Genomic DNA, 20,984 nt, shown 5'->3' on the forward strand with positions numbered 1-20,984 from the left:
ATGACCACCGTTGCCGTATTTGTTGATATTCAAAACGTCTATTACACCGTGCGCGAAGCATATGGCAAAAACTTTGATTACAACAAATTCTGGGCACGAGTAACCGCTAACAGAGAGGTTATTAAAGCTGTTTGCTATGCCATCGATCGAGGTGACCAAAAGCAGCGAGAGTTTCAAAATATACTCAGGGCGATTGGTTTTGAGGTGAAGTTAAAGCCTTTTATTCAGCGGTCAGACGGTTCCGCAAAAGGCGATTGGGATGTAGGCATCGCGCTTGACGCCATGGAGTACGCAGAACAGGCAGATGTGATCGTGCTGGTATCCGGCGATGGTGATTTTGATCTACTAGTCCAAAAAATCCGTGCTAAGCATGGCAAAAAAGTCGAAGTTTATGGCGTTCCCCAACTGACGGCAGCATCGCTAATAAATGCGGCCAGTGAGTTTATAGCGATAGATAAAGCGCTTCTATTAAATTAATTATAGTTCGAAAAGAGTCTACGCTGCTGTTGATAGCTATTTCGATAGAAGGCTGCCGCGAAGAAATGGGGATTGACCAGGTTTCCGGCCGGTAGCACATCTATCTAGACGCTATACAAAAATATCAACCAATTCAAAACGTTTATCCATCGTTTATTAGATTGTGGAAAATAAGCGAGGCGAACCTTTCAAACGCATACTTTAGTCTAAACCCCCCATCATATTTGCCCATACCGAACCGGCATAGGCTATGCACAGAAGCATGCTGCCAGTTAAATATTCTAACGCTCTGGCCAGCCAATACTCTGTTGAATAACTATGATGATATGCTCCGATGCCCTACGTTCACGATACGCTGACACGCCTTAATAAAAGCAGCCCTGCACAGTCAGAATTTTATCAAGCCACTGAAGAAGTGCTCGAATGCCTGCGCCCGCTACTTGAGCAAAGTGATTACTATCATCACCACAGCATTATTGAGCGAATAGTCGAGCCCGAACGACAAATCATGTTCCGGATAAGCTGGGTAGATGATGCTGGGAAAGTGCGGGTCAACAAAGGCTATCGCGTTCAGTTCAACTCTGCCCTTGGCCCTTACAAGGGTGGCTTACGATTCCATCCCAGCGTTACCTCGGGCACCATCAAATTTCTCGGCTTTGAGCAAATTTTCAAAAATGCGTTAACCGGTTTGCCAATCGGCGGCGGTAAAGGCGGCGCCGATTTTGACCCCAAAGGAAAATCAGATAACGAGATCATGCGCTTTTGTCAGGCGTTTATGAGCGAGCTCTACCGCCATATTGGTCCTCACTGCGATGTACCTGCAGGCGATATCGGCGTCGGTACGCGTGAAATTGGCTATCTCTTTGGCCAGTACAAACGACTCACTGGCCACTATGAGGGCGTGCTAACAGGTAAGGGGCTTAATTGGGGAGGCTCGCTAGGCCGTAAAGAGGCTACCGGCTACGGTGCAGTGTACTTTGCACAAAACATGCTGGCTGCCCGGGGAGAAGAGCTGCGCGATAAGACCTGCCTAGTTTCCGGCGCTGGCAATGTAGCCATCTATACCATTGAGAAGCTATACGAACTGGGTGCTAAACCAGTCACCTGCAGCGATTCACGTGGCACCATTCACGATGAAAACGGTATTGATTTAGGCTTACTCAAACAGCTCAAAGAAGTGCAGCGCACCTCTTTAGAAGCCTACTTACATGAGCACCCTGACGCGCACTACATTTCTGCCCGTGACTACCCTCAGGGCGGGAATGCCGTATGGCGTATTCAAGCCGATGTTGCGTTCCCCTGCGCGACGCAGAATGAGCTGACCGAAAGCGATGCGGAGATTCTGCTCGCTAATGGCATAACGTGTATCAGTGAAGGGGCCAACATGCCTTCTACCAAAGAGGCCGTCGACCTTTTTCTAGACGCTAAAATTGCCTATGGGCCCGGCAAGGCGGCCAATGCAGGTGGCGTTGCTACCAGTCAGTTAGAAATGGCACAAAATAGCAGCATGGAGCAGTGGCCACTGGAGAAAGTCGACCAAAAATTAAAACAGATTATGGCCAATATTCACCGCCAGTGCGCCGATACAGCCGAAGAGTTTGGTGATAAAACCAATTTGGTACTAGGCGCCAATATTGCAGGTTTCAGAAAGGTGGCTGATGCTATGATTGAACAAGGGGTCACCTGATCGTCTTTATTTTATAAATCGCTTATACTATAAAAAGCACGCAGTCCTTCCTTTATTGGGGAAGGGCTGTTTTTTATTGGTTTAAACTTATTGCTTTCTAAGGAGAGTAATCATGGGACAACGTCCTGCTATTATTATTAACCGTCTTGATGCCGAACGCCTCCAGCGCTTGATCGACAATGCATCCGAGAAAGACATGGCCGTGGCTCAGCTACTTGAGGAAGAGCTAGCACGAGGTGAAGTCTGCGATCCCGAGGATATTCCAGATGACGTGGTCAGCATGAATAGCCAGGTTCGCTTCACCGACCTCACCCGCGGGCTTAAGATGATTCGCACCTTGGTCTATCCGCACTCCCTGGAAAGCGTTGCGGACGGCATTTCGGTCATGGCACCTATTGGTGCTGCATTGATCGGCCTTAAAGTGGGCGACATCATCGAATGGCCGTTACCCAACAATACCGAAGCACGGCTCCGCATCGATGCTATTTATTGGCAGCCCGAACGCGAAAAGCAATTCCACCGATAAGTCGCGATAAAGAGTGAGCTGGCTCCGCTAGCTCATGATTAAGTCAGCTATTTTCTTCGCCCACTTAATCCACATAAAGAGGGTCTATTCAGGGCACCCTCAGCTTTCACATACCCCCTTCGGAAGACTATAACTAAGCGGCTCTTTATCGCATTAAACACACCGTCCCTGCTATTAGTCATAGCCATGGTACTTTTCACAATTCTTCCAGTGATAATGTACACATTGGACGGTTACCTTAAAACCTGAATTGGCAAAGCATTACAGCGCTCATAGACGCCATTACGCCAGGAAGTGGACACAGCGACTTCCTATCAAGAGAGGATCGTCTCAGGCCAAACGACAAAAAAACGTGATACGATAATCTTTTGTATTCGTCATATTTTCTGTCGTTTTTAGCGACAACCTCACCGCAAAGGGAATCAACTTTCACCATGTCGTCAGCTAAAGACTGCGTCGCTACGCTTATTGATGACTTCCAGAAGCGTCGGCCAATTCGCGCCGGTTCATTGATTATTACCGTCTATGGCGACTCTATCGTTCCGCGGGGCGGCACTGTGTGGTTAGGCAGTCTATCGAAACTGGTGGAGCCCATCGGTATCAATGAGCGGCTGGTGCGTACATCGGTTTACCGGCTGACCAATGAAACCTGGCTACGGGGAGAGAAGATTGGTCGTCGCAGCTACTATCGGTTGAGTGGCCCTGGTCGGCGTCGTTTCGAACAAGCCTTCAAGCGTGTCTATCACGGCACCCAGCCAGCTTGGTCGGGACAGTGGACATTGGTATTGCTGACACAGCTTCCCCCAGACCGGCGCCAGCAGATTCGTGACGAGCTCGAATGGCTAGGCTTTGGTAGTTTTGCTCAGGGTGTGCTGGCGCATCCCACGCTGTCATGTGCAGAGACCATGGCGGCTTTGCAAGAACTAGATGCAGCAGACGATACGATTGTAATGCAAACGCAGACCATGGAGCCCATGACCAGTAAGCCGCTGCGTCTCCAGGTCAGAGAGAGCTGGAACCTCGACGAATTAGCCGAGCTCTACCAACGTTTTCTGGTTAAGTTTCGCCCCCTTTGGAACGCGCTCAACACAGAGAACCATTTGGGCCAAGAAGAGTGCTTCATTGCCCGAACTTTGCTTATTCACGAGTATCGCAAGGTTCAATTACGCGACCCCCTCCTGCCTGAAGAACTACTCCCCACGGCGTGGGAAGGACGCTACGCCCATCAGCTCTGCCGCAACCTTTATCGTTTGCTCTACGAACGTGCAGAACGCTGGTTGGATCAACATCTGGAAACCGCCGAGGGCCCACTACCCGCCCCTGGCCCCAGCTTCTACCAGCGCTTCGGCGGGCTGGATTGAACGCCTAACGAGACTGCTTAATCAGCCGTCACATCGGGCATAACGCACCTTATGGCTGTGGCGACTGATCCAGCGTCTGCTGCTTGGGTTGAGTATCACCAGCCAGCAAGGTTGGACGATCAGCATCGAGTTCTGCCAGCGGCTCACAGGGCTCCAGGCTGTCCCGACAACGGCCCACTAAGCGCTGATACTCCTGGGTACCCTGCTGTTTCCAGGCGAACTCTTCATCACTCAGCGCGCGCTTAACCTTTGCGGGTGCCCCCATCACCAGCGACTGGGGCTCACACTCGAAGCCCGCCTTAACGAACGCTGCTGCCGCAACGATAGACCTCTCAGCAATGTTGGCGCCATCCATCACCACGGCGTTCATACCCACCATGGCATCACGCCCAATCACGCACCCATGCAGTACCGCGCCATGGCCGATATGGCCATCCTTCTCAACTTTGGTGACGCAGCCAGGAAAGCCGTGCATAACACAGGTATCCTGAAGGTTGGATCCCTCTTCCAGCACAAGACGGCCGAAATCGCCGCGCATCACCGCGCCAGGGCCTACATAACAGTTGGGGCCCACGATCACATCCCCGATCAACACTGCCGTTGGGTGGACATAAGCCGTCGGGTGAACCACTGGCGTCACCCCTTCAAGTCGATAGTAAGGCATAACGTTCTCCGTTAGCTTGGTTGGCCGTGTGGGGTGTTGCCCCCACCGCCCGCTCTTCGAACTGTTCGGCCCCTACCCCATCAGTTGTGTAGCCACCTAGGGTTATCGCGCCTTTGCTGCGCTGATTGCGTCATGGGGCGCTCCTGCGCTCAATCTATCTTGATACGCAATACCAACTAAGATTATATTTTACGTAACAAAAGATCAAACACTTTACCTGTCGCCGTCTACTGAAGAATGGGCACACCGCTATCTAAAAACTCGACGCACCCTGCTGTAAGTCAGTTTTTTAGACGACCTTGGTTTTTTATACCATCGTCTAACAATTATCTTATATTCGCAAAAAAGTCACACAAGTTATTGTTAATAAATAACAAACTACCAACAACACCAACAAGCGACACATTATAATCACCCATATAATATTGATGTGTATCAAAATAAATCTATACTCGGCAGAGATTCATCCTGTGGATCACAGGCCGAACGGTCACTGGCGGGCACCGCCGACCGCGAAAAGGGCATGCGCCTTCCAATAAAAACGACCTGCCACTTTTCAAGGGCACTGACACAAGGACATTACCCATGAGCCAAGCGCCCCTGCTTTACAGCGTGAAAGACGGCGTCGCCTGCATCACGCTGAACCGCCCCGAAAGCTTGAACAGCTTCAATACCGAAATGCATGCCGAGATGCGCAAGGTGCTAAAAGCCGTGCGCCAAGACTCAAGCGTTCGCGCTTTGCTGCTGACCGGCAGCGGTCGAGGCTTCTGCGCCGGCCAGGATCTTTCCGACCGTAGCGTCGCGCCCGGCGCAGAAGCCCCCGACCTCGGCGAGTCGCTTGAGAAACGTTACAACCCCATGCTGCGCGCCCTTAAAGACATGCCGTTCCCGACCATTTGTGCGGTGAACGGCGTGGCCGCAGGTGCCGGCGCCAACATCGCCCTGGCCTGCGACATCGTATTGGCCGCGCGCTCGGCAAGCTTTATTCAGGCCTTCTGTAAGATCGGTTTGATTCCAGACTCTGGCGGTACCTGGACATTGCCTAATTTAGTGGGCATGGCTCGCGCCAAGGGCCTGGCGATGCTGGGCGACAAGCTCCCCGCCGAGACCGCCGAACAGTGGGGCATGATCTGGCGCTGCGTCGACGATGAGGCGCTTCAAGAAGAAGCCATGAGCATGGCTCGCCACCTGGCCACTCAACCAACCCATGGCCTAGCGCTGATTAAGCGCGCCCTGCATGCCAGCAGCGATAACAGTTTCAACGAACAGCTCGACCTGGAACGCGACCTTCAGCGCCTTGCTGGGCGCAGCGAAGATTACCGCGAAGGCGTTAGCGCTTTTATGGAAAAACGTCGCCCCACCTTCAAGGGAGAGTGATATGCCAGCCATTCTCTCTACCGCCACTATTAGCATCATCAGCACAGGCGCCATTAATGCCTTGACCGATAGCCGTTTGGTTATCGAGGCTATCGTCGAGAACCTTGGGGCCAAGCGTCAGGTGTTTGCTCGGCTCGAAGCCCTATACGAGGAAAGCTTCCATGCATGATTCCCAACTGACCCCGCAGCAACTGGCGGAAGCCTGCGCCGAGGCAATGTTTTCCCGCGACCATGCCAGCCAAGGGCTGGGGATGCGCATTACTCGCGTGGCTCCCGGCTTCGCCGAACTGACCATGACCGTGCGTCAGGACATGGTGCAGGGGCACGGCAACTGCCATGGCGGATTTCTGTTTGCCCTGGCTGACTCAGCCTTCGCGTTTGCCTGCAACAGCTACGACAAAGCCACAGTAGCTTCCGGTTGCAGTATCGACTATCTCGGCCCCGGCCAGCTGGGCGACGAGATCACCGCCACCGCCGAAGAGCGCAGCCGCCGCGGGCGTACCGGCATTTACGACATTACGTTGCGCAATCAGCACGGCGATACCGTTGCCTTGTTCCGCGGGCGTTCCTACAAAATTCGCGGCAGCGTACGCCGCCTGGAAGACACCGCCGCTGGAGATAACCAATGAAAGAGGCGCTGATCATTGAGCGCTTATAAGCCCATTACTAAAGCCATTTCATCGCCCATGGCGCATTTAGAAATTAGTCCAATAACAACTAGCTTGATCGGAGCCCCCTGATGAATCAGCCCGCAACGCGTATCAACACCGCGACTCTCGATCCCCTGGAAACCGCCAGCGTCGACGAGCTGCGCGACACTCAGGTCAAGCGCCTGAAGTGGAGCCTGAAGCACGCCTACGACAATGTGCCCTTCTACCGCCAGTCTTTCGCCAAGGCTGGGGTGCATCCCGACGATATCCAGACACTGGCGGATCTCGCCAAACTGCCTTTTACCACCAAGGCCGATTTGCGCGACAACTACCCGTTCGGCATGTTGGCCACGCCGATGAGCGAGATCGTTCGCATCCATGCCTCCAGCGGTACCACCGGGCAACCGACGGTGGTGGGCTACACCCAGAGCGATATTGATGTGTGGTCTGATGTGATGGCGCGCTCGATCCGCGCCGCCGGCGGCAGCCGCAACGACAAGGTGCATGTGGCCTACGGTTACGGCCTGTTCACCGGTGGGCTGGGCGCGCATTACGGCGCCGAGCGCCTGGGTTGCGCGGTGATTCCCATGTCGGGCGGCCAGACCGAGAAACAGGTTCAGTTGATCCGTGATTTCGAGCCGGACATCATCATGGTCACCCCCTCGTATATGCTCAACATCGCGGACGAAATGGAGCGCCAAGGCATCGACCCGCATACGCTGCCCTTGCGTACTGGCATCTTCGGCGCCGAACCTTGGACCGACAGCATGCGCACAGCCTTAGAGCAGCGCCTGGGCATCGACGCCCTCGATATTTACGGTCTCTCTGAGGTAATGGGCCCGGGCGTAGGCATGGAGTGCCTGGAAACCAAAGATGGCCCGACCATCTGGGAAGATCATTTCTACCCCGAGATCATCGACCCGGTCAGTGGTGACGTCCTGCCAGACGGCGAATACGGCGAGCTGGTGTTCACCACCTTGACCAAAGAAGGCCTACCGGTGATTCGCTACCGCACCCGTGACCTGACCCGTTTGCTGCCGGGCACCGCGCGCCCCATGCGACGCATCGACAAGATCACTGGCCGCAGCGACGACATGCTGATCATTCGCGGGGTGAATGTGTTCCCCACCCAGATCGAAGAGCAACTGCTCAAGATCGCATCGCTTTCTCCCCACTACGAGATCGAAGTCAGCCGCCAAGGCAATATGGACATGGTGCTTGTTCGTGTAGAGGCGAATCATCATGACATCGCCCGCGACCCCGTGGCTTGTGAAGAAGCCGCGAAACAGCTCCAGCATGCCATCAAGACGCACATTGGTATCAGCACCCAGGTCGAGGTGTGCCCGGTAGAGAGTGTTATGCGTTCGATGGGTAAGGCCAAGCGGGTCAAAGACGTGCGTTAACTCTTTTCAGACAGAGCCTAGAGCAATGATATCAGCCCCCGAATACTTATTATTCATGGCTTTTAAGCTTTAGGCTTGTGAAGCTGAAAGTGAACGAGCGGCCACCACTGTTAGCTCTACCTTAGCATCGATAAAAAGCTCACAACATACAGTAGTGCGAACCGGCAAAGGCGCAGAAAAATAGTTCTTATAAGTACTGTTGAAAAGCTCAAAATCACTTTTATCAGTGAGATAGGCAGTGACTGATACAATCTCACTTAACCCCAGACCACTCTGGGCCAGTGTTGAAGAAATGCGCTTCATTACTAGATCAGTTTGCGCAACAATTCCCTCCGGAATTCTTCCTTCTTCATCTAAAGGAACTTCTCCGGAAAGCATGACCAGATCATTAACTTCGCGAAACTTAGAAAATGGCATGTTCATAGCGTATCTCCTGATACTTATTGAAAATCAATTAACCGAAGCCGAGGAAGCCTTCAGAGAAGCTCAGTGGCTGGGCATTGCAAAGCGATTTAGTATCGACCTGAGGACGTGAGAGCTCTGGAATAGTATTGAACAAGGCTTCTAGTTCCTGAGCAAAAGCAAGCGTAGCCAGGTCTTCGCCACGGCGGCCAATGATCTGCAAACCAAAAGGAAGACCATTTAGATCCCGTCCGGCAGGTAACGTAATAGATGGGTGGCCAACCAACGTCGACGCATAAGCCATTGAAAGCCAATGGTAATAGCTTTCCATCGGTTTTCCGTCTATCTCACTGGGGTAAAGCTCATGCCAGTTTCGTGGACTAATAGTCGTAGTCGGCGCAATAATAAAATCATGCCGTTCGAAAAATGTTTGCCAGCGCCGGTATATTTGGGTCTGCAAATTCATGGCCTCCACGACATCTAACGCAGAGAATGAAGCCCCCTCTTTAACATTGGCCTTGATATTCGGGCCCACCTTACTTGGATGGTTTCTAACCAACTCACGATGATGGCCGGAAAACAACAATCCTCTTAAAACTGAAAAAGCCCTATCTGCACCATGGCAATCCGGGTGGGTGTGCTCTAAGGAAGCAAATACATGACCGAACCGATGTAATTTATCAAGGAAGGTTTCAGCAATAAGCGACTCTGTTATCGCAAAACCAAAATCATGGGTAACCGCAACTCTAGCACTACTCAGATCAGAAGAGGGTAAATGCGTGTAAGAGTCAGGGTTATGGTGGCTTTTTTCCTCAACTACCGATACCCATGGATCTCTTCGGTCAGGTCTAATCATGGCTGATAGCATGAGTGCGGTGTCAGCTACAGTCCGTGCCATTGGCCCGCTGGTAGATAAAGGAAGCAGTGCTAATGAACGCTGCGATCCAGGAACTACGCCAGGCGAGGGACGAAAGCCAACAACACCATTGAATGCCGCTGGGCTTCGCAGGCTACCGCCGGTATCCGAACCAGTCGCCAAAGGTGCCATGCCGCAGGCAACAGCCACGGCCGAGCCTCCCGATGAACCACCTGCAGAACGAGATAAATCAAAGGGATTCGCAGTGACGCCATACACCGCATTTCGAGTATTTCCTCCAGCACTCCACTCAGGGTTATTTGTCTTACCCATAATGACGACACCTGCTTGGCGTAGCTGGGTGATCATCGGGTCATCTGACGTAGCTATATTATCGGCATATAACTCACTACCATAAGTTGTAGGAAAACCAACTACATCGACCATATCCTTTACACACAATGGCAGACCGTGCAGTACACCAAGAGGCTTACCTTGGTCGATTTCCCTTTGAGCATCGCGAGCTTGAGTAAGCATTAAGTCGTGATTATAGCTAACTAAAGCATTTACTGCCGGGTTCACAGCTTCCGCTCGGGCGATACAGCTCTCAGCAAGCTCGACAACAGAGAGCTGTTTTGAAGAAAGCAGGCGACGAGCCTGAGTAGCACTCAAATCACAAGGTATCATTCAAACACCTTCCTTTATGTAACTTATTAAAAGAAATACCCGATATAACCAGGTTTTTATTAAAAACAATAGTCACCATCATTAACAATGACAAAAATCTTTACGATACATAAAACAATCATCAATAGAACGTCACTTTTATCTTTTTCAGCATGACTGACATCAAAATACTATCTCAACGATCATTTAAAACATGGGTAAGAAAGTTAAAAAAACCACAATTCCACTTAACAATTAATAGAAAATCATTAATGATAGAAAGTAGATCCTTCCTTGCTAATTTTCGATTCACAAGCACGAGCAAGCAGATGCACCAAAATAATAGCTGCACAAATTGGCACAGATAACACCACCCATGACATCGGAAAGCCCAACGTATCTGCACTAATCTGTGACTGACGTGCGATAAAACCACGTGACGGATCCATTCCAGACCCCAAGATACTGAAATAGATAATAGGAACAAAAAAGATGAGCACTGCCACACCGCGCAACAGTGCCGAAAACAGCCTCAATGGAAAGCTCTTAAAGTGCATGGCCCCCTGAAAAAGCGCAGGGTCATCTTTCGACTTAAAAGAAAGCGTAGCTCCGAGCAGCCCGCCCCACACCATCATGTAACGAGCCATTTCTTCTGTCCATGATGGCGGTGCGTTAAAAGCGTATCGAGCCACCACTTGGATTGCTACGAATAGCAGCATCAACACTAAACACAATACTGATACTCGGCGAGCAAGCCAATCTAGACAATCACTGAGGATAACTATTGAACGGCACATATTGTATACACCTTACGCTCAGCATAATCACTAGAAAAGCCCCCTGCACCCAGGTTAATATAACTGGATAGGGCAACTAACAACTGGATTTAGCGCGTCTTTTCGGCAAGATCAGTCCACGTCTCGACTTGTGCGGGTGTCAGCTCCGTCTGATCGTAAACCGAGCGAGATAACTCACGAAATCTATCACGCGATTCTGCCGACAATGTTGTTACTTCCACACCATTTTCCCTAAGCTCGTTTAAAACCTTGGGTGTAATATCTTGAAGCCATGCCCGGTTGGCCTGATTAGCAATACCAACGGATTCATCGACAATACTTCTTTCCTGCTCACTCAGACCCTGGTACCAGTCGTCAGAAACCAGAACCGCACGTAAAGCGTTCATAACATTAGTATCAGTGTAATAGCTTATGATGTCCGTTTGTCCAAACATAATTGGGACAAGTGAAGTATTAATATAGCCATCGACAATACCTGTCTGCATTGCTGCCGCCACCTCTCCCCAAGCAACAATTGTTCCGCTTCCGCCCCAAGCTCTATAGAGCGCGTTTTGTACATCGTCGATGGCACGCATCCGCAGGTCGGCCATGTCTTCAGGCTGAGTGACAGCCTTGCGTGTTGTGATAATACCGGAGGGAGGGCCAAGCGGTGCGAGCGTCAATAAACGAACCCCAGCATGCTTAATATTTTCATTGATGCGTGACAGAACATCACCTTCAGTGAGAGCTCGATCCATGTGGCTCACTCCATCAAAAAGATAAGGCAAACGTACGCCGAAAATAAACGGATCGATGCGTGCGACTGAATTTACGTCCGACAAAGATACTTCTAGCAGGCCCATTGAAAGTTGGTCGAGTTTTTCTGCCTCTCCCCCCATAGCATCTCGAGGTATTTCTCGAGCATTTAAGCCGCGCTCTTTGAGAGCTTCAGTAAAATTATGTGCCCAAACATAGGAGCCTGACCTTTCTAAGTCCGTTGGACTATCCAGAGCAACCTTGATTTCGCTACCAAGAACCGACATAGGAAATGCAATTAGGGCTGACGCCATTGCGAGAATCTTTAGCAATTTCATACAGTGTCTCCATTATGCTTGTTATCGATAGAAGTTGTGATTTTTTAATCTAGAGCACGTTGAACCCGAATATCCGTGGAAGCAAGAGACTAATATTCGGAAAAAAGGCAATTATCAACAATATTACTAACTGTATTCCAATAAAGGGTAGTGTTGCTTTAGCAAGGTTCCAGTAATTTATTTTCGCAATCCCCGAAACCACGATTAAACATTTCCCAAAAGGAGGTGTTATCAATCCAATACAAAGGTTGAAGCAAACCATAATACCTAGATGTACCGGATTGAAACCTTGTAACAGCGCTGTAGGCACAAGCAATGGTACGAGTAATGTGAGTGCCACAGGTGTGTCCATGAACATACCGGCAACAAGAAGCACAAAAATAAGTAACAAAAGGTAATTATTTCCGGCAAGCCCCATTGAGGCTATCCAGCCTGCCAATAATTGAGGCCAACCCAGCAGTCCTGCAAGATAACTAAGTACTGCGATAGAGCAAATGATAATAAAGATAGAGCCTGTTAAACGTGCTGTCGCCTCCACGGCTGAATAGAGCACTTTCCAAGACATCCCTCCCATCGACCAACCTACTAATATAGCCGCAATAACAGCAAGTGCTGCGCCTTCAGTTGGAGTTGTAAGCCCAAAGACGATACTGCCAAGGATAATGATGGGTATAGATAAAGCAGGCCACGCTCTTTTAAAGCTAGCGAACAGTGGAGGAATATCAATAGTGCTACCACCGGGATGATCGTCTCGATGTGCTATCCAGGCATTAAATGCGAAGAGCAAACAGGCCAGTAGCAAACCAGGCAAAATGCCAGCCACAAAAAGCGCTGCTACGGAGGTGCCTGTTAGCCCTCCGTAAATGATCATAATGATGCTAGGCGGAATAATCGGCCCAATCATTGATGAAGCGGCGGTTAGTGCTCCTGCATAATATGGTGGATAACCACGTTCGCGCATAGCTGGAATCAAAGAGTTGGATACAGCTGCTGAATCGGCCACCGCGGAACCTGATATACCAGAAAAGAATAGGCTCGTCATAATATTGACATGCCCCAGACCACCTTTGAAACGACCAAGCAGAGCCATAGCAAAATCGATCAGAGACCCCATCACACCAGCACGATTCATCAGCTCTCCGGTGAGTATGAACAAGGGCATAGCCATAAAAGCAAAGACATCTAACTGAGCAAAGATACGTTGAGGAAGTATCGCTATGTATTGCGGATAGCCAGTCGTCAAAAATGCGATGACTGCAGTGGCACCTACTAGATAAGCGAATGCTGTACCCGAAAACAGGAATACACAAAAAGCTACGATAGCATAGGCCATACAAGGCTCCGAAGGCGTTGCTACTAACAGAACTTATACTTGTCTTTATTTGAGAATACTCAGTGATGTGAAGGCAGACAAATGACAAATTACTCTCTTCGCATAACCAAACAGTAATACGAAGAGAGCGCTTCACTTTATTCTGACTCAATGGGAAGTAAAACGAGACTGGTGGCTTGCCTGCTCCAGGCATTCTTGAAATAGCTTGCTAGTTGCATTAGATGAATTGCTTCTCCAATAGCAGTAGGCTTCCGAAAGAATTTCATCAAATTGCAACGGCAGGATACTTAGATCTCCCTTTCCCGCATGATGTCTGGCCAACCACTCAGGCATGAGGCTGATGAACGGAGCGATCCGCATCAGCTCAAAGTTGAGCAGTAGTGATGTAGATTCGATATAACTGGAAGGGAATGCTAAACCGGCTTTGGCAAGGCATGTGTCAACGGCCTGCCTCGCTAATGACCCTTCTGCGGGGCTAATCCATGGCCAAGCTACAACGTCTTTCCATTCGATTGTTGCTCGCACCGCAAGCGGGTGCTGAGAGCCGGCTACCACCAGGATAGGTTCCTTTAATATCGAGGTTTTACTGATACCCTCGCGAAAGAAAGGCTCCCATGCCCGAGCTATCAAGATATCTAGATTGCCATTTTCCAGCAGAGGTAATAGCTGATTAAAGTGGCCTTCAGTGATAGAAACGACTGCAGAAGGAGCAATTACCTTGAGCCGCTTAATGGCCTCTGGCAACAGTGTCGGTGCAAGTGAGGCGACCACACCCACTACAACGTGGCCTCCTAACCCCCGGTGGACAGCATCGACATCAAATTCAGCCCTTTCAATTAATTGTACGATTTCAGTCGCATGGGCTGCCAACCTTTCGCCGATAGGGGTGAAAACAACGCGGTTACCTTGCCTTTGAATGATTGGGCTGTTCAGGGAACGCTCAATCTCACCGATTTGCTTAGAAATCGCCGGTTGAGTCACGTTCATTGCTTTCGCCACATGACTGACCTGCCCCAACTGGGCAAGCATGGCAATGATCCGGAGGTGTCTGAGCTTCAAATCATGTTTAAAGAATTTCTTAATATCTTGTTGTGTTTCGAGCATACAGCTACCTTGTTTTTCTCATTGCAATGACCCGCATCGGCGAAGAGCATTTCACAACAGGTTAGCAGCGCTGACTCACTTTCTGTTTTACCAACAGAAGTGACACAGCATGCAACATCCTGGCAACCACTATAGACCTGACGATACCAGGCTCCCACCGCCGTGAATTGATCACGAGTCTACGCCGTCCCCCACGTTAAAGGGCTGGAAATTCAAAGCAGCCAGGCAAGTATTCCACTGAAATTTAGCGCCACAAGTAACGGCAGCGCCAGCCCTTGTTAGAGCCTTACTTTCGATCCGACTGTTCAGGCCGCACCTAGCGTCCACAAAAGAGGTTCTGCATATTAGCGTAAATAATTTTTCCCTCTGAAGGCATTTTTGAATCACTTGTTTTAGCTATTTTTTCCTTTTAAGGCCAAGCCCTATCTACATCTGTTATCACAAAGTATTAAAGTGACACATAAAAATACCTATTGATAAAATATTTCGTATCACTATACTTTAGGAAAAATAAGCCACACTCCCTGATATATCGACGCCGCGGAGGTCTCTATGTACGCGCAGCTCGTTGAAACCGGTTCTAACAAACTCAAAACGCTCGATGAGATGAGCCCTGAGGAACGCCAGTTCCAGGAGCGCATCAATGATGAAATTAAAATAGAACCCAAGAACTGGATGCCGGACGCCTACCGCAAGACCTTGATCCGCCAGATCTCGCAACACGCCCACTCAGAAATCGTCGGTATGCTGCCGGAAGGCAACTGGCTGACACGGGCACCAACCCTCAAGCGCAAGCTGCAGCTAATGGCCAAAATTCAGGATGAGGCAGGTCACGGCCTGTACCTCTATAGCGCCATGGAAACCCTGGGTGCCGACCGCGACGAAGAGATCGACAAACTCCACGATGGCCGCGCCAAGTACTCCAGCATCTTCAACTACCCAACACTCAACTGGGCGGATATGGGCACTATCGGCTGGCTGGTCGACGGCGCAGCCATCGTCAATCAGGTACCGCTACAGCGCACCTCTTACGGCCCCTACGCGCGCGCCATGATTCGCGTGTGCAAGGAAGAGAGCTTCCATCAGCGCCAGGGGTATCAGATTCTGTTGACCATGATGCAAGAGGGTACCGACGACCAGAAAGCCATGGTGCAGGACTCCATTAACCGCTTCTGGTGGCCCTCGCTAATGATGTTCGGCCCGTCCGACGAAAATTCTCCCAACAGCGCTCAGTCGATGGCCTGGAAGATCAAGCGCCACAGCAACGATGAGCTGCGCCAGCGCTTCCTCGACCAAACCGTACCGCAGCTAGAGCTGCTGGGCTGCACCGCTCCTGACCCGGATCTCAAATATAACCAAGAGACCGGCCACTACGAGTTCGGTGAAATCGATTGGCAGGAATTTTTCGACGTAGTGAAGGGTAACGGCCCCTGCAACCGCGAGCGCATCGAAGCACGCCGCAGCGCCATCGATAACGGCGCCTGGGTACGTGAAGCCGCCGTGGCCCACGCCGCCAAGCGTCAGCACCGAGCAGCCTGAACTGGCCACGCCTGCTTGGGCACCCATGAAAAGCAATAACTCAATTTTTTAGAACCCTATTTTTAAAACGCTATCTTTTAAAACAACATGGAGTCTTGCGAGACGAGACTCCTCTGACCACTGAGGCTTTTCTCATGGCTGACTGGCCCCTCTTTGAAGTTTTTATACGCAGCAAGCACGGTCTTAACCACAAGCACGTCGGCAGTGTGCATGCAGCCGACCGCCGCATGGCAATCGAAAACGCCCGTGAGCTGTACACCCGTCGCAATGAAGGGGTGAGCATCTGGGTGGTTCCGGCCAGCGAAATCACCGCCTCTTCTCCCGACGAGAAAGAGCCGCTGTTCGACCCGTCTAACGATAAGGTCTATCGCCACGCATCCTTCTACAAACTGCCGAAAGAAGTCGGCCACATGTAAGGGAGGTAGCGATGCAAAACATATCTCATCGAAGCTCGGCTCAGAAAAACACAGCTCAAAAAACACAAACCCCGTTGATTGATTACCTACTGCGCCTTGGCGACAACGACTTGGTACTCGGCCAGCGCCACGCACAACTGTGCGGCAAGGCACCAGCGCTGGAAGAGGAACTGGCCTTAATGAACGTGGGCCTCGACCTCTTCGGTCAGGCCCGCAACTGGCTGGGCTATGCTGCTGAACTGATGGCTGCTGAAATGGAAGTCCAGGGCCATGATGCCGACTATTTAGCCTTTCGCCGCGATGCCCAGGATTTTCGCAACCTGTTGCTCGTTGAACAGCCCAACGGTGACTTCGCCGACATCATGGGGCGCCAGTTCCTGTTCGATGCCTGGCACGTACACCTGCTTGATGGGCTGACTCACGCCAGCGACCCACGCATTGCTGAAGTGGCCGCCAAGTCGCTTAAGGAAGCAACGTACCACTTACGTCGCTCCTCTGAATGGGTGATTCGCCTGGGTGATGGCACGGAAGAGAGCCACACCCGCATGCAGCGAGCGCTCGACAACCTCTGGCAGTTCACCGGTGAGCTACTGCAGGGCGACGAGATTGATCAGGCCATGTTAGAAGCTGGCATCGCGCCTGACCTGGAAACCGTTGCCACTCGCTGGAAAGCGACCGTGGAAGAGGTGCTTGAAGAAGCCACGCTGGAGCGGCCTTCTTACGACGCCTGGATGTATACCGGCGGCAAAGTCGGACATCACACCGAGCACCTGGGCTTTCTGTTGGCGGAAATGCAATATCTGCCGAGGGCATATCCCGATGCGACCGTCTGGTAACCATCCGTCTGCGTCTAGCGATGACAGGCTTACCGATGACTGGCCTTCCAGCGACTTGATCGGCAGCGACCGCAGCGGGCTGCCGCCCGCCGGTGACGAAGGCGATGTCAACGCCGTGCTGGCTGTACTACAGGAAGTGCCCGACCCAGAAGTGCCTGTGGTCAGTGTGGTTGAGCTGGGCATTGTGCGCGATATCACTTGGCTTGATGGACGGCTGGTGGTCAATGTAACCCCAACATACTCCGGCTGCCCGGCCACAGAAGTCATCGAACAGCATATCCATGAAGCGCTGGTGGCCGCTGGCTACTCAGACCCGCTAATTCAGCGCCGCCTGTCCCCCGCCTGGACCACCGATTGGTTAACCGAAGCCGGGCGCGAAAAATTGCGCGCCTACGGCATCGCACCACCGGTAGGAAGTGCTAGCAAACGTAGCCTGACCGGCCAGTCTGACCCGGTAGTGCCCTGCCCTTTATGTGGCAGCAACGCGACCGAACGCGTCAGCGAATTCGGCTCTACGGCTTGCAAGGCGCTCTACCGCTGTCGCGATTGCCTGGAGCCTTTCGATTATTTCAAGTGTCTGTAAAACGACGAGACCATTTCCCATGAGCCGATTTCACGCCCTGACCGTCAAGGATGTTCGCAAGGAAACCCATGATGCCGTTTCCATTGCTTTCGACGTTCCCGATGACCTGCTGGACGCCTTTCGCTTTACCCAAGGGCAGTACCTGACTCTACGTCGCGACATCGAAGGTGAGGATGTCCGTCGTTCCTACTCGATTTGCACCGGTGTCCACGAACATGAGCTGAGAGTCGCCGTCAAGCTGGTGCCGAGCGGCAGTTTCTCCACCTTTGCCAACCAGCACTTGCAGCCCGGCGACAGCCTGGAAGTGATGCCGCCCCAGGGCAAGTTCTTCGTGCCTCTCGACCCCAGCCGTGAAGGACACTATTTGGCGGTGACCGCTGGCAGTGGCGTCACACCGATCATGTCGATTGTTTCCACCACCCTGGAAAGCGAGCCAAAGAGCCGCTTTACCGTAATCTATGGCAACCGTTCTACCACGGGGACGCTGTTTCGCGAACGCCTTCAGGATCTCAAGGATCGCTACCTGGAACGCCTCAACATCATTTATGTGTTCAGCCGCGAACAACAGGAAATCGATCTTTACAACGGCCGGATCGACGCCGACAAATGCAACGCCCTGTTTGACCGCTGGGTAGACGTATCCAAGCTCGACGCCGCGTTTATCTGTGGCCCGCAAGAAATGACCGAGATCGTGCGTGGTGTTCTGACCCAACATGGAATGCCGAAGGAAAAAGTGCACTTCGAGCTGTTTACTACCGGGCTACCGACAGCAGGCGCCAAGCGCCGCCAGGCGACGAAAGCGGCCCAGGTGAAAGCAGAAACCTCGCATATCAAAGTGATCATCGACGGCCGCACCATTGAATACGAGCTGCCCCGCAATACCCAGAGCATTCTGGACGCAGGTAACGAGCACGGCGCGGATATCCCTTTCTCATGCAAGGCTGGGGTGTGCTCTACCTGTAAATCAAAGGTCATCGAAGGCGAGGTGGAAATGGACGCCAATTACGCCCTGGAAGATTACGAAATCGATGCCGGCTACGTGCTGTCCTGCCAGTGCTATCCGATCAGCGACAGGGTGGTGCTTGACTATGACGAGGTATAAACCCTAACCCACCTACTTCCAGGCCGGCGACCGCGTCGGCTTAGTCTATGTTTTGCGGGAGAACGCTCAATGCCAGTTTTACAGAGTTACATCGCAGGCCAGTGGTTCGGAAAGACCGAGTCCAAAGCACTGATTAGCGCCATTAACGGCACAACCGTTGCGCATACTCACCAAGAAGAGCTCAACTTCCGTGAAGCGGTGGCGTATGCCCGCAACACCGGTGTGAGAAATATGCTGGCATTGGATTTCCAGCAGCGGGCCGCCATTCTTAAAGCGCTGGCCGCCTATATCCAAGAGCGTAAGCGTGAGCTGTATGCCATCTCTCACCACACTGGCTGCACTAAGGCCGACTCCTGGATCGACATCGACGGCGGTTTCGGCACCCTATTTACCTACGCCTCCACGGGCCGCAAGGAACTGCCCTCCGGCAATGTGGCCCATGAAGGCCCGGTGACCCAATTAGGTAAGGATAACCACTTCAATGGCACCCATATTCTGGTGCCCCGCCGCGGCGTCTCTGTGCACATCAATGCGTTTAACTTCCCCATTTGGGGCATGCTGGAGAAGTTCGCGCCGGCCTTTCTGGCAGGCATGCCGTGTATCTTCAAACCGGCAACCGCCACTAGCTACCTGACCGAAGCTGCCGTGCGCGTCATCAACGACTCTGGCCTGCTGCCGGAAGGAGCGCTGCAACTGGTTATCGGCGGGGCCGGTGACTTACTGGATCACCTGGAAGAGCAGGACTTTGTCACCTTTACCGGTTCGGCAAACACCGCTCTCAAATTAAAAAGCCACCCTAACATCATGGCGAAGAGCATCCCGTTCAACGCCGAGGCGGACTCGCTCAACAGCGCCATCATGGCCCCGGATGTTAGCCCGGAAGACGAAGAGTTCGAAATCTTTGCCAAAGAAGTGGTCAAGGAGATGACCGCCAAGGCAGGTCAGAAATGTACCGCGATCCGCCGAATTTTAGTGCCTTCCGAGCATCTGGATGCATTGGCGAACACACTTAAGTCGCGGCTTGCCAACATTGTGGTCGGTGATCCTCATGAAGAAGGCGTACGCATGGGCGCGCTCTCTTCCCGTGACCAATTGAGAGACGTTAACCACGCAATTGAACAACTGCTAGAGACTAGTGAGTGCGTCTTCGGCAGAGACGGCAGCTTTAAGCCTGTCGGCCAGGGTGTTGAAAACGGCGCCTTCATTACTCCCCACTTGCTGATCAATCGTAACCCGTTGAACGACGGCGGCGCTCACGACATTGAAGCCTTTGGCCCCGTCGCGACGCTAATGCCCTACAGCGGCATCGACGAAGCCCTGACCATCGCCGCCAAGGGCAAGGGCAGCTTAGTGACCACGCTGACCACGAAAGACCCTGCCATTGCGGCTGAAATGATCCCCATTCTGGCCGCCCAGCACGGCCGCCTGCAGATTCTGGATGCTCAGGCGTCAAAGGAATCCACTGGCCACGGCTCTCCGCTACCGATGCTCAAGCATGGCGGGCCCGGCCGCGCAGGCGGTGGCGAGGAACTCGGCGGCATTCGTGCGGTTCACCACTATCTACAGCGCACCGCCATCCAGGGCTCTCCGAGCATGCTCGCGGCAGTCACAAAGGAATATGTGCGTGGCGCCAAGGTGATCGAGACTGACGTCCACCCGTTCCGCCGCTATTTCGACGACCTGCAGGTTGGGGAGTCACTGTTAACCCACCGCCGCACCGTCACTGAAGCCGACATCGTCAATTTTGGCTGCCTTTCCGGCGACCACTTCTATATGCACTTCGACGACATTGCCGCCAAAGAGACCCAGTTCGGCCAGCGCATTGCCCACGGCTACTTTGTGCTGTCTGCCGCTGCGGGTCTATTCGTTTACCCAGGCGAAGGCCCCGTACTGGCTAACTACGGCCTGGATACACTGCGCTTTATTACACCTGTGTTGGTCGGCGACACTATCCGCGCCCGCCTAACCTGCAAGCGCAAGATTGATCAGGGCCGAACTTCTCCCGATGGGCACCCACAAGGCGTGGTGATGTGGGACGTAGCGGTGACCAATCAAAACGATGAACTGGTCGCCAGCTACGACATTCTAACGCTGGTGGCCAAGCGGCAGTAACGCCTCAGCCGATACAGCCA

Annotated in this window: 21 protein-coding genes; 14 read left to right on the plus strand and 7 right to left on the minus strand. The window is 52.2% G+C overall.

Annotated features, from left to right (window positions below; all coding sequences use genetic code 11):
- The 4 genes from LMS44_RS21135 (at position 1) to paaX (ending at position 4,051) form a co-directional block, all read left to right on the plus strand.
- Positions 1-477 (plus strand): NYN domain-containing protein, encoded by a 477-nt coding sequence (locus tag LMS44_RS21135; protein WP_022521458.1) that lies wholly within the window; start codon positions 1-3, stop codon positions 475-477.
- A 334-nt stretch (positions 478-811) separates the two neighbouring features.
- On the plus strand, positions 812-2,164 hold the full coding sequence (gene gdhA / locus LMS44_RS21140; RefSeq protein WP_022521457.1) for an NADP-specific glutamate dehydrogenase: 1,353 nt from the start codon (positions 812-814) through the stop codon (positions 2,162-2,164).
- A 112-nt stretch (positions 2,165-2,276) separates the two neighbouring features.
- Positions 2,277-2,690, plus strand: a complete 414-nt coding sequence (rnk, locus tag LMS44_RS21145) for a nucleoside diphosphate kinase regulator (RefSeq protein WP_022521456.1) — start codon at positions 2,277-2,279, stop codon at positions 2,688-2,690.
- Between the two features lie 434 nt (positions 2,691-3,124).
- A complete protein-coding gene (gene paaX / locus LMS44_RS21150) occupies positions 3,125-4,051 on the plus strand; it encodes a phenylacetic acid degradation operon negative regulatory protein PaaX (protein WP_022521455.1) in 927 nt (308 codons plus the stop codon).
- 49 nt (positions 4,052-4,100) lie between these two features.
- Here paaX and paaY read toward each other — a convergent pair whose 3' ends face one another.
- The gene (gene paaY / locus LMS44_RS21155) at positions 4,101-4,715 is read right to left on the minus strand and encodes a phenylacetic acid degradation protein PaaY (RefSeq protein WP_022521454.1); all 615 of its coding nucleotides are present in this window, start codon (positions 4,713-4,715) and stop codon (positions 4,101-4,103) included.
- Positions 4,716-5,300: 585 nt separating this feature from the next.
- On the opposite strand from paaY, the gene paaG reads away from it, so the two are divergent.
- The 4 genes from paaG to paaK all read left to right on the plus strand — a co-directional run bounded on the left by paaG (position 5,301) and on the right by paaK (position 8,145).
- Entirely contained in the window at positions 5,301-6,092 is a 792-nt protein-coding gene (gene paaG / locus LMS44_RS21160) for a 2-(1,2-epoxy-1,2-dihydrophenyl)acetyl-CoA isomerase PaaG (protein ID WP_022521453.1), read from the plus strand.
- A gap of 1 nt (position 6,093) precedes the next feature.
- The gene (locus LMS44_RS21165; RefSeq protein WP_022521452.1) at positions 6,094-6,261 is read left to right on the plus strand and encodes a 3-hydroxyacyl-CoA dehydrogenase NAD-binding domain-containing protein; all 168 of its coding nucleotides are present in this window, start codon (positions 6,094-6,096) and stop codon (positions 6,259-6,261) included.
- Positions 6,254-6,721, plus strand: coding sequence for a hydroxyphenylacetyl-CoA thioesterase PaaI (paaI, locus tag LMS44_RS21170; protein WP_278369204.1), 468 nt, complete (start codon positions 6,254-6,256; stop codon positions 6,719-6,721). The genes LMS44_RS21165 and paaI overlap by 8 nt, the downstream gene beginning before the upstream one ends.
- Before the next feature lie 110 nt (positions 6,722-6,831).
- Positions 6,832-8,145 carry a phenylacetate--CoA ligase PaaK gene (gene paaK / locus LMS44_RS21175; RefSeq protein WP_022521450.1) on the plus strand — a complete coding sequence of 438 codons (1,314 nt, stop codon included), beginning with the start codon at positions 6,832-6,834 and terminating at the stop codon, positions 8,143-8,145.
- 69 nt (positions 8,146-8,214) lie between these two features.
- Here the strand turns inward: paaK and LMS44_RS21180 are convergent, their stop codons facing one another.
- From LMS44_RS21180 to LMS44_RS21205, 6 genes are all read right to left on the minus strand, one after another.
- Complete coding sequence (locus LMS44_RS21180) at positions 8,215-8,568, minus strand: RidA family protein (RefSeq protein WP_022521449.1); 354 nt, start codon at positions 8,566-8,568, stop codon at positions 8,215-8,217.
- A 31-nt stretch (positions 8,569-8,599) separates the two neighbouring features.
- On the minus strand, positions 8,600-10,090 hold the full coding sequence (locus LMS44_RS21185; RefSeq protein WP_022521448.1) for an amidase: 1,491 nt from the start codon (positions 10,088-10,090) through the stop codon (positions 8,600-8,602).
- 248 nt (positions 10,091-10,338) lie between these two features.
- Positions 10,339-10,866, minus strand: coding sequence for a TRAP transporter small permease (locus LMS44_RS21190; RefSeq protein WP_022521447.1), 528 nt, complete (start codon positions 10,864-10,866; stop codon positions 10,339-10,341).
- A gap of 89 nt (positions 10,867-10,955) precedes the next feature.
- On the minus strand, positions 10,956-11,939 hold the full coding sequence (locus LMS44_RS21195) for a TRAP transporter substrate-binding protein (protein ID WP_022521446.1): 984 nt from the start codon (positions 11,937-11,939) through the stop codon (positions 10,956-10,958).
- 49 nt (positions 11,940-11,988) lie between these two features.
- A complete protein-coding gene (locus tag LMS44_RS21200; protein WP_022521445.1) occupies positions 11,989-13,272 on the minus strand; it encodes a TRAP transporter large permease in 1,284 nt (427 codons plus the stop codon).
- 147 nt (positions 13,273-13,419) lie between these two features.
- A complete protein-coding gene (locus tag LMS44_RS21205; protein WP_022521444.1) occupies positions 13,420-14,376 on the minus strand; it encodes a LysR family transcriptional regulator in 957 nt (318 codons plus the stop codon).
- Positions 14,377-14,928: 552 nt separating this feature from the next.
- Between LMS44_RS21205 and paaA the strand changes: the two genes are divergently transcribed.
- The 6 genes from paaA to paaZ all read left to right on the plus strand — a co-directional run bounded on the left by paaA (position 14,929) and on the right by paaZ (position 20,964).
- Entirely contained in the window at positions 14,929-15,915 is a 987-nt protein-coding gene (gene paaA / locus LMS44_RS21210) for a 1,2-phenylacetyl-CoA epoxidase subunit PaaA (protein WP_278370136.1), read from the plus strand.
- A 134-nt stretch (positions 15,916-16,049) separates the two neighbouring features.
- Positions 16,050-16,331, plus strand: coding sequence for a 1,2-phenylacetyl-CoA epoxidase subunit PaaB (gene paaB, locus LMS44_RS21215; RefSeq protein WP_022521442.1), 282 nt, complete (start codon positions 16,050-16,052; stop codon positions 16,329-16,331).
- A gap of 11 nt (positions 16,332-16,342) precedes the next feature.
- Positions 16,343-17,167: a 1,2-phenylacetyl-CoA epoxidase subunit PaaC gene (gene paaC, locus LMS44_RS21220; protein ID WP_022521441.1), complete on the plus strand. Its 825-nt coding sequence runs from the start codon at positions 16,343-16,345 to the stop codon at positions 17,165-17,167.
- Entirely contained in the window at positions 17,151-17,750 is a 600-nt protein-coding gene (gene paaD, locus LMS44_RS21225; protein WP_022521440.1) for a 1,2-phenylacetyl-CoA epoxidase subunit PaaD, read from the plus strand. The genes paaC and paaD overlap by 17 nt, the downstream gene beginning before the upstream one ends.
- Before the next feature lie 19 nt (positions 17,751-17,769).
- Entirely contained in the window at positions 17,770-18,852 is a 1,083-nt protein-coding gene (gene paaE / locus LMS44_RS21230) for a 1,2-phenylacetyl-CoA epoxidase subunit PaaE (protein WP_039857483.1), read from the plus strand.
- Between the two features lie 69 nt (positions 18,853-18,921).
- The gene (gene paaZ, locus LMS44_RS21235) at positions 18,922-20,964 is read left to right on the plus strand and encodes a phenylacetic acid degradation bifunctional protein PaaZ (RefSeq protein ID WP_278370141.1); all 2,043 of its coding nucleotides are present in this window, start codon (positions 18,922-18,924) and stop codon (positions 20,962-20,964) included.
- Positions 20,965-20,984: the final 20 nt, after the last annotated feature.

This window comes from Halomonas profundus, from assembly GCF_020865425.1.
Classification (GTDB): Bacteria; Pseudomonadota; Gammaproteobacteria; order Pseudomonadales; family Halomonadaceae; genus Vreelandella; species Vreelandella titanicae.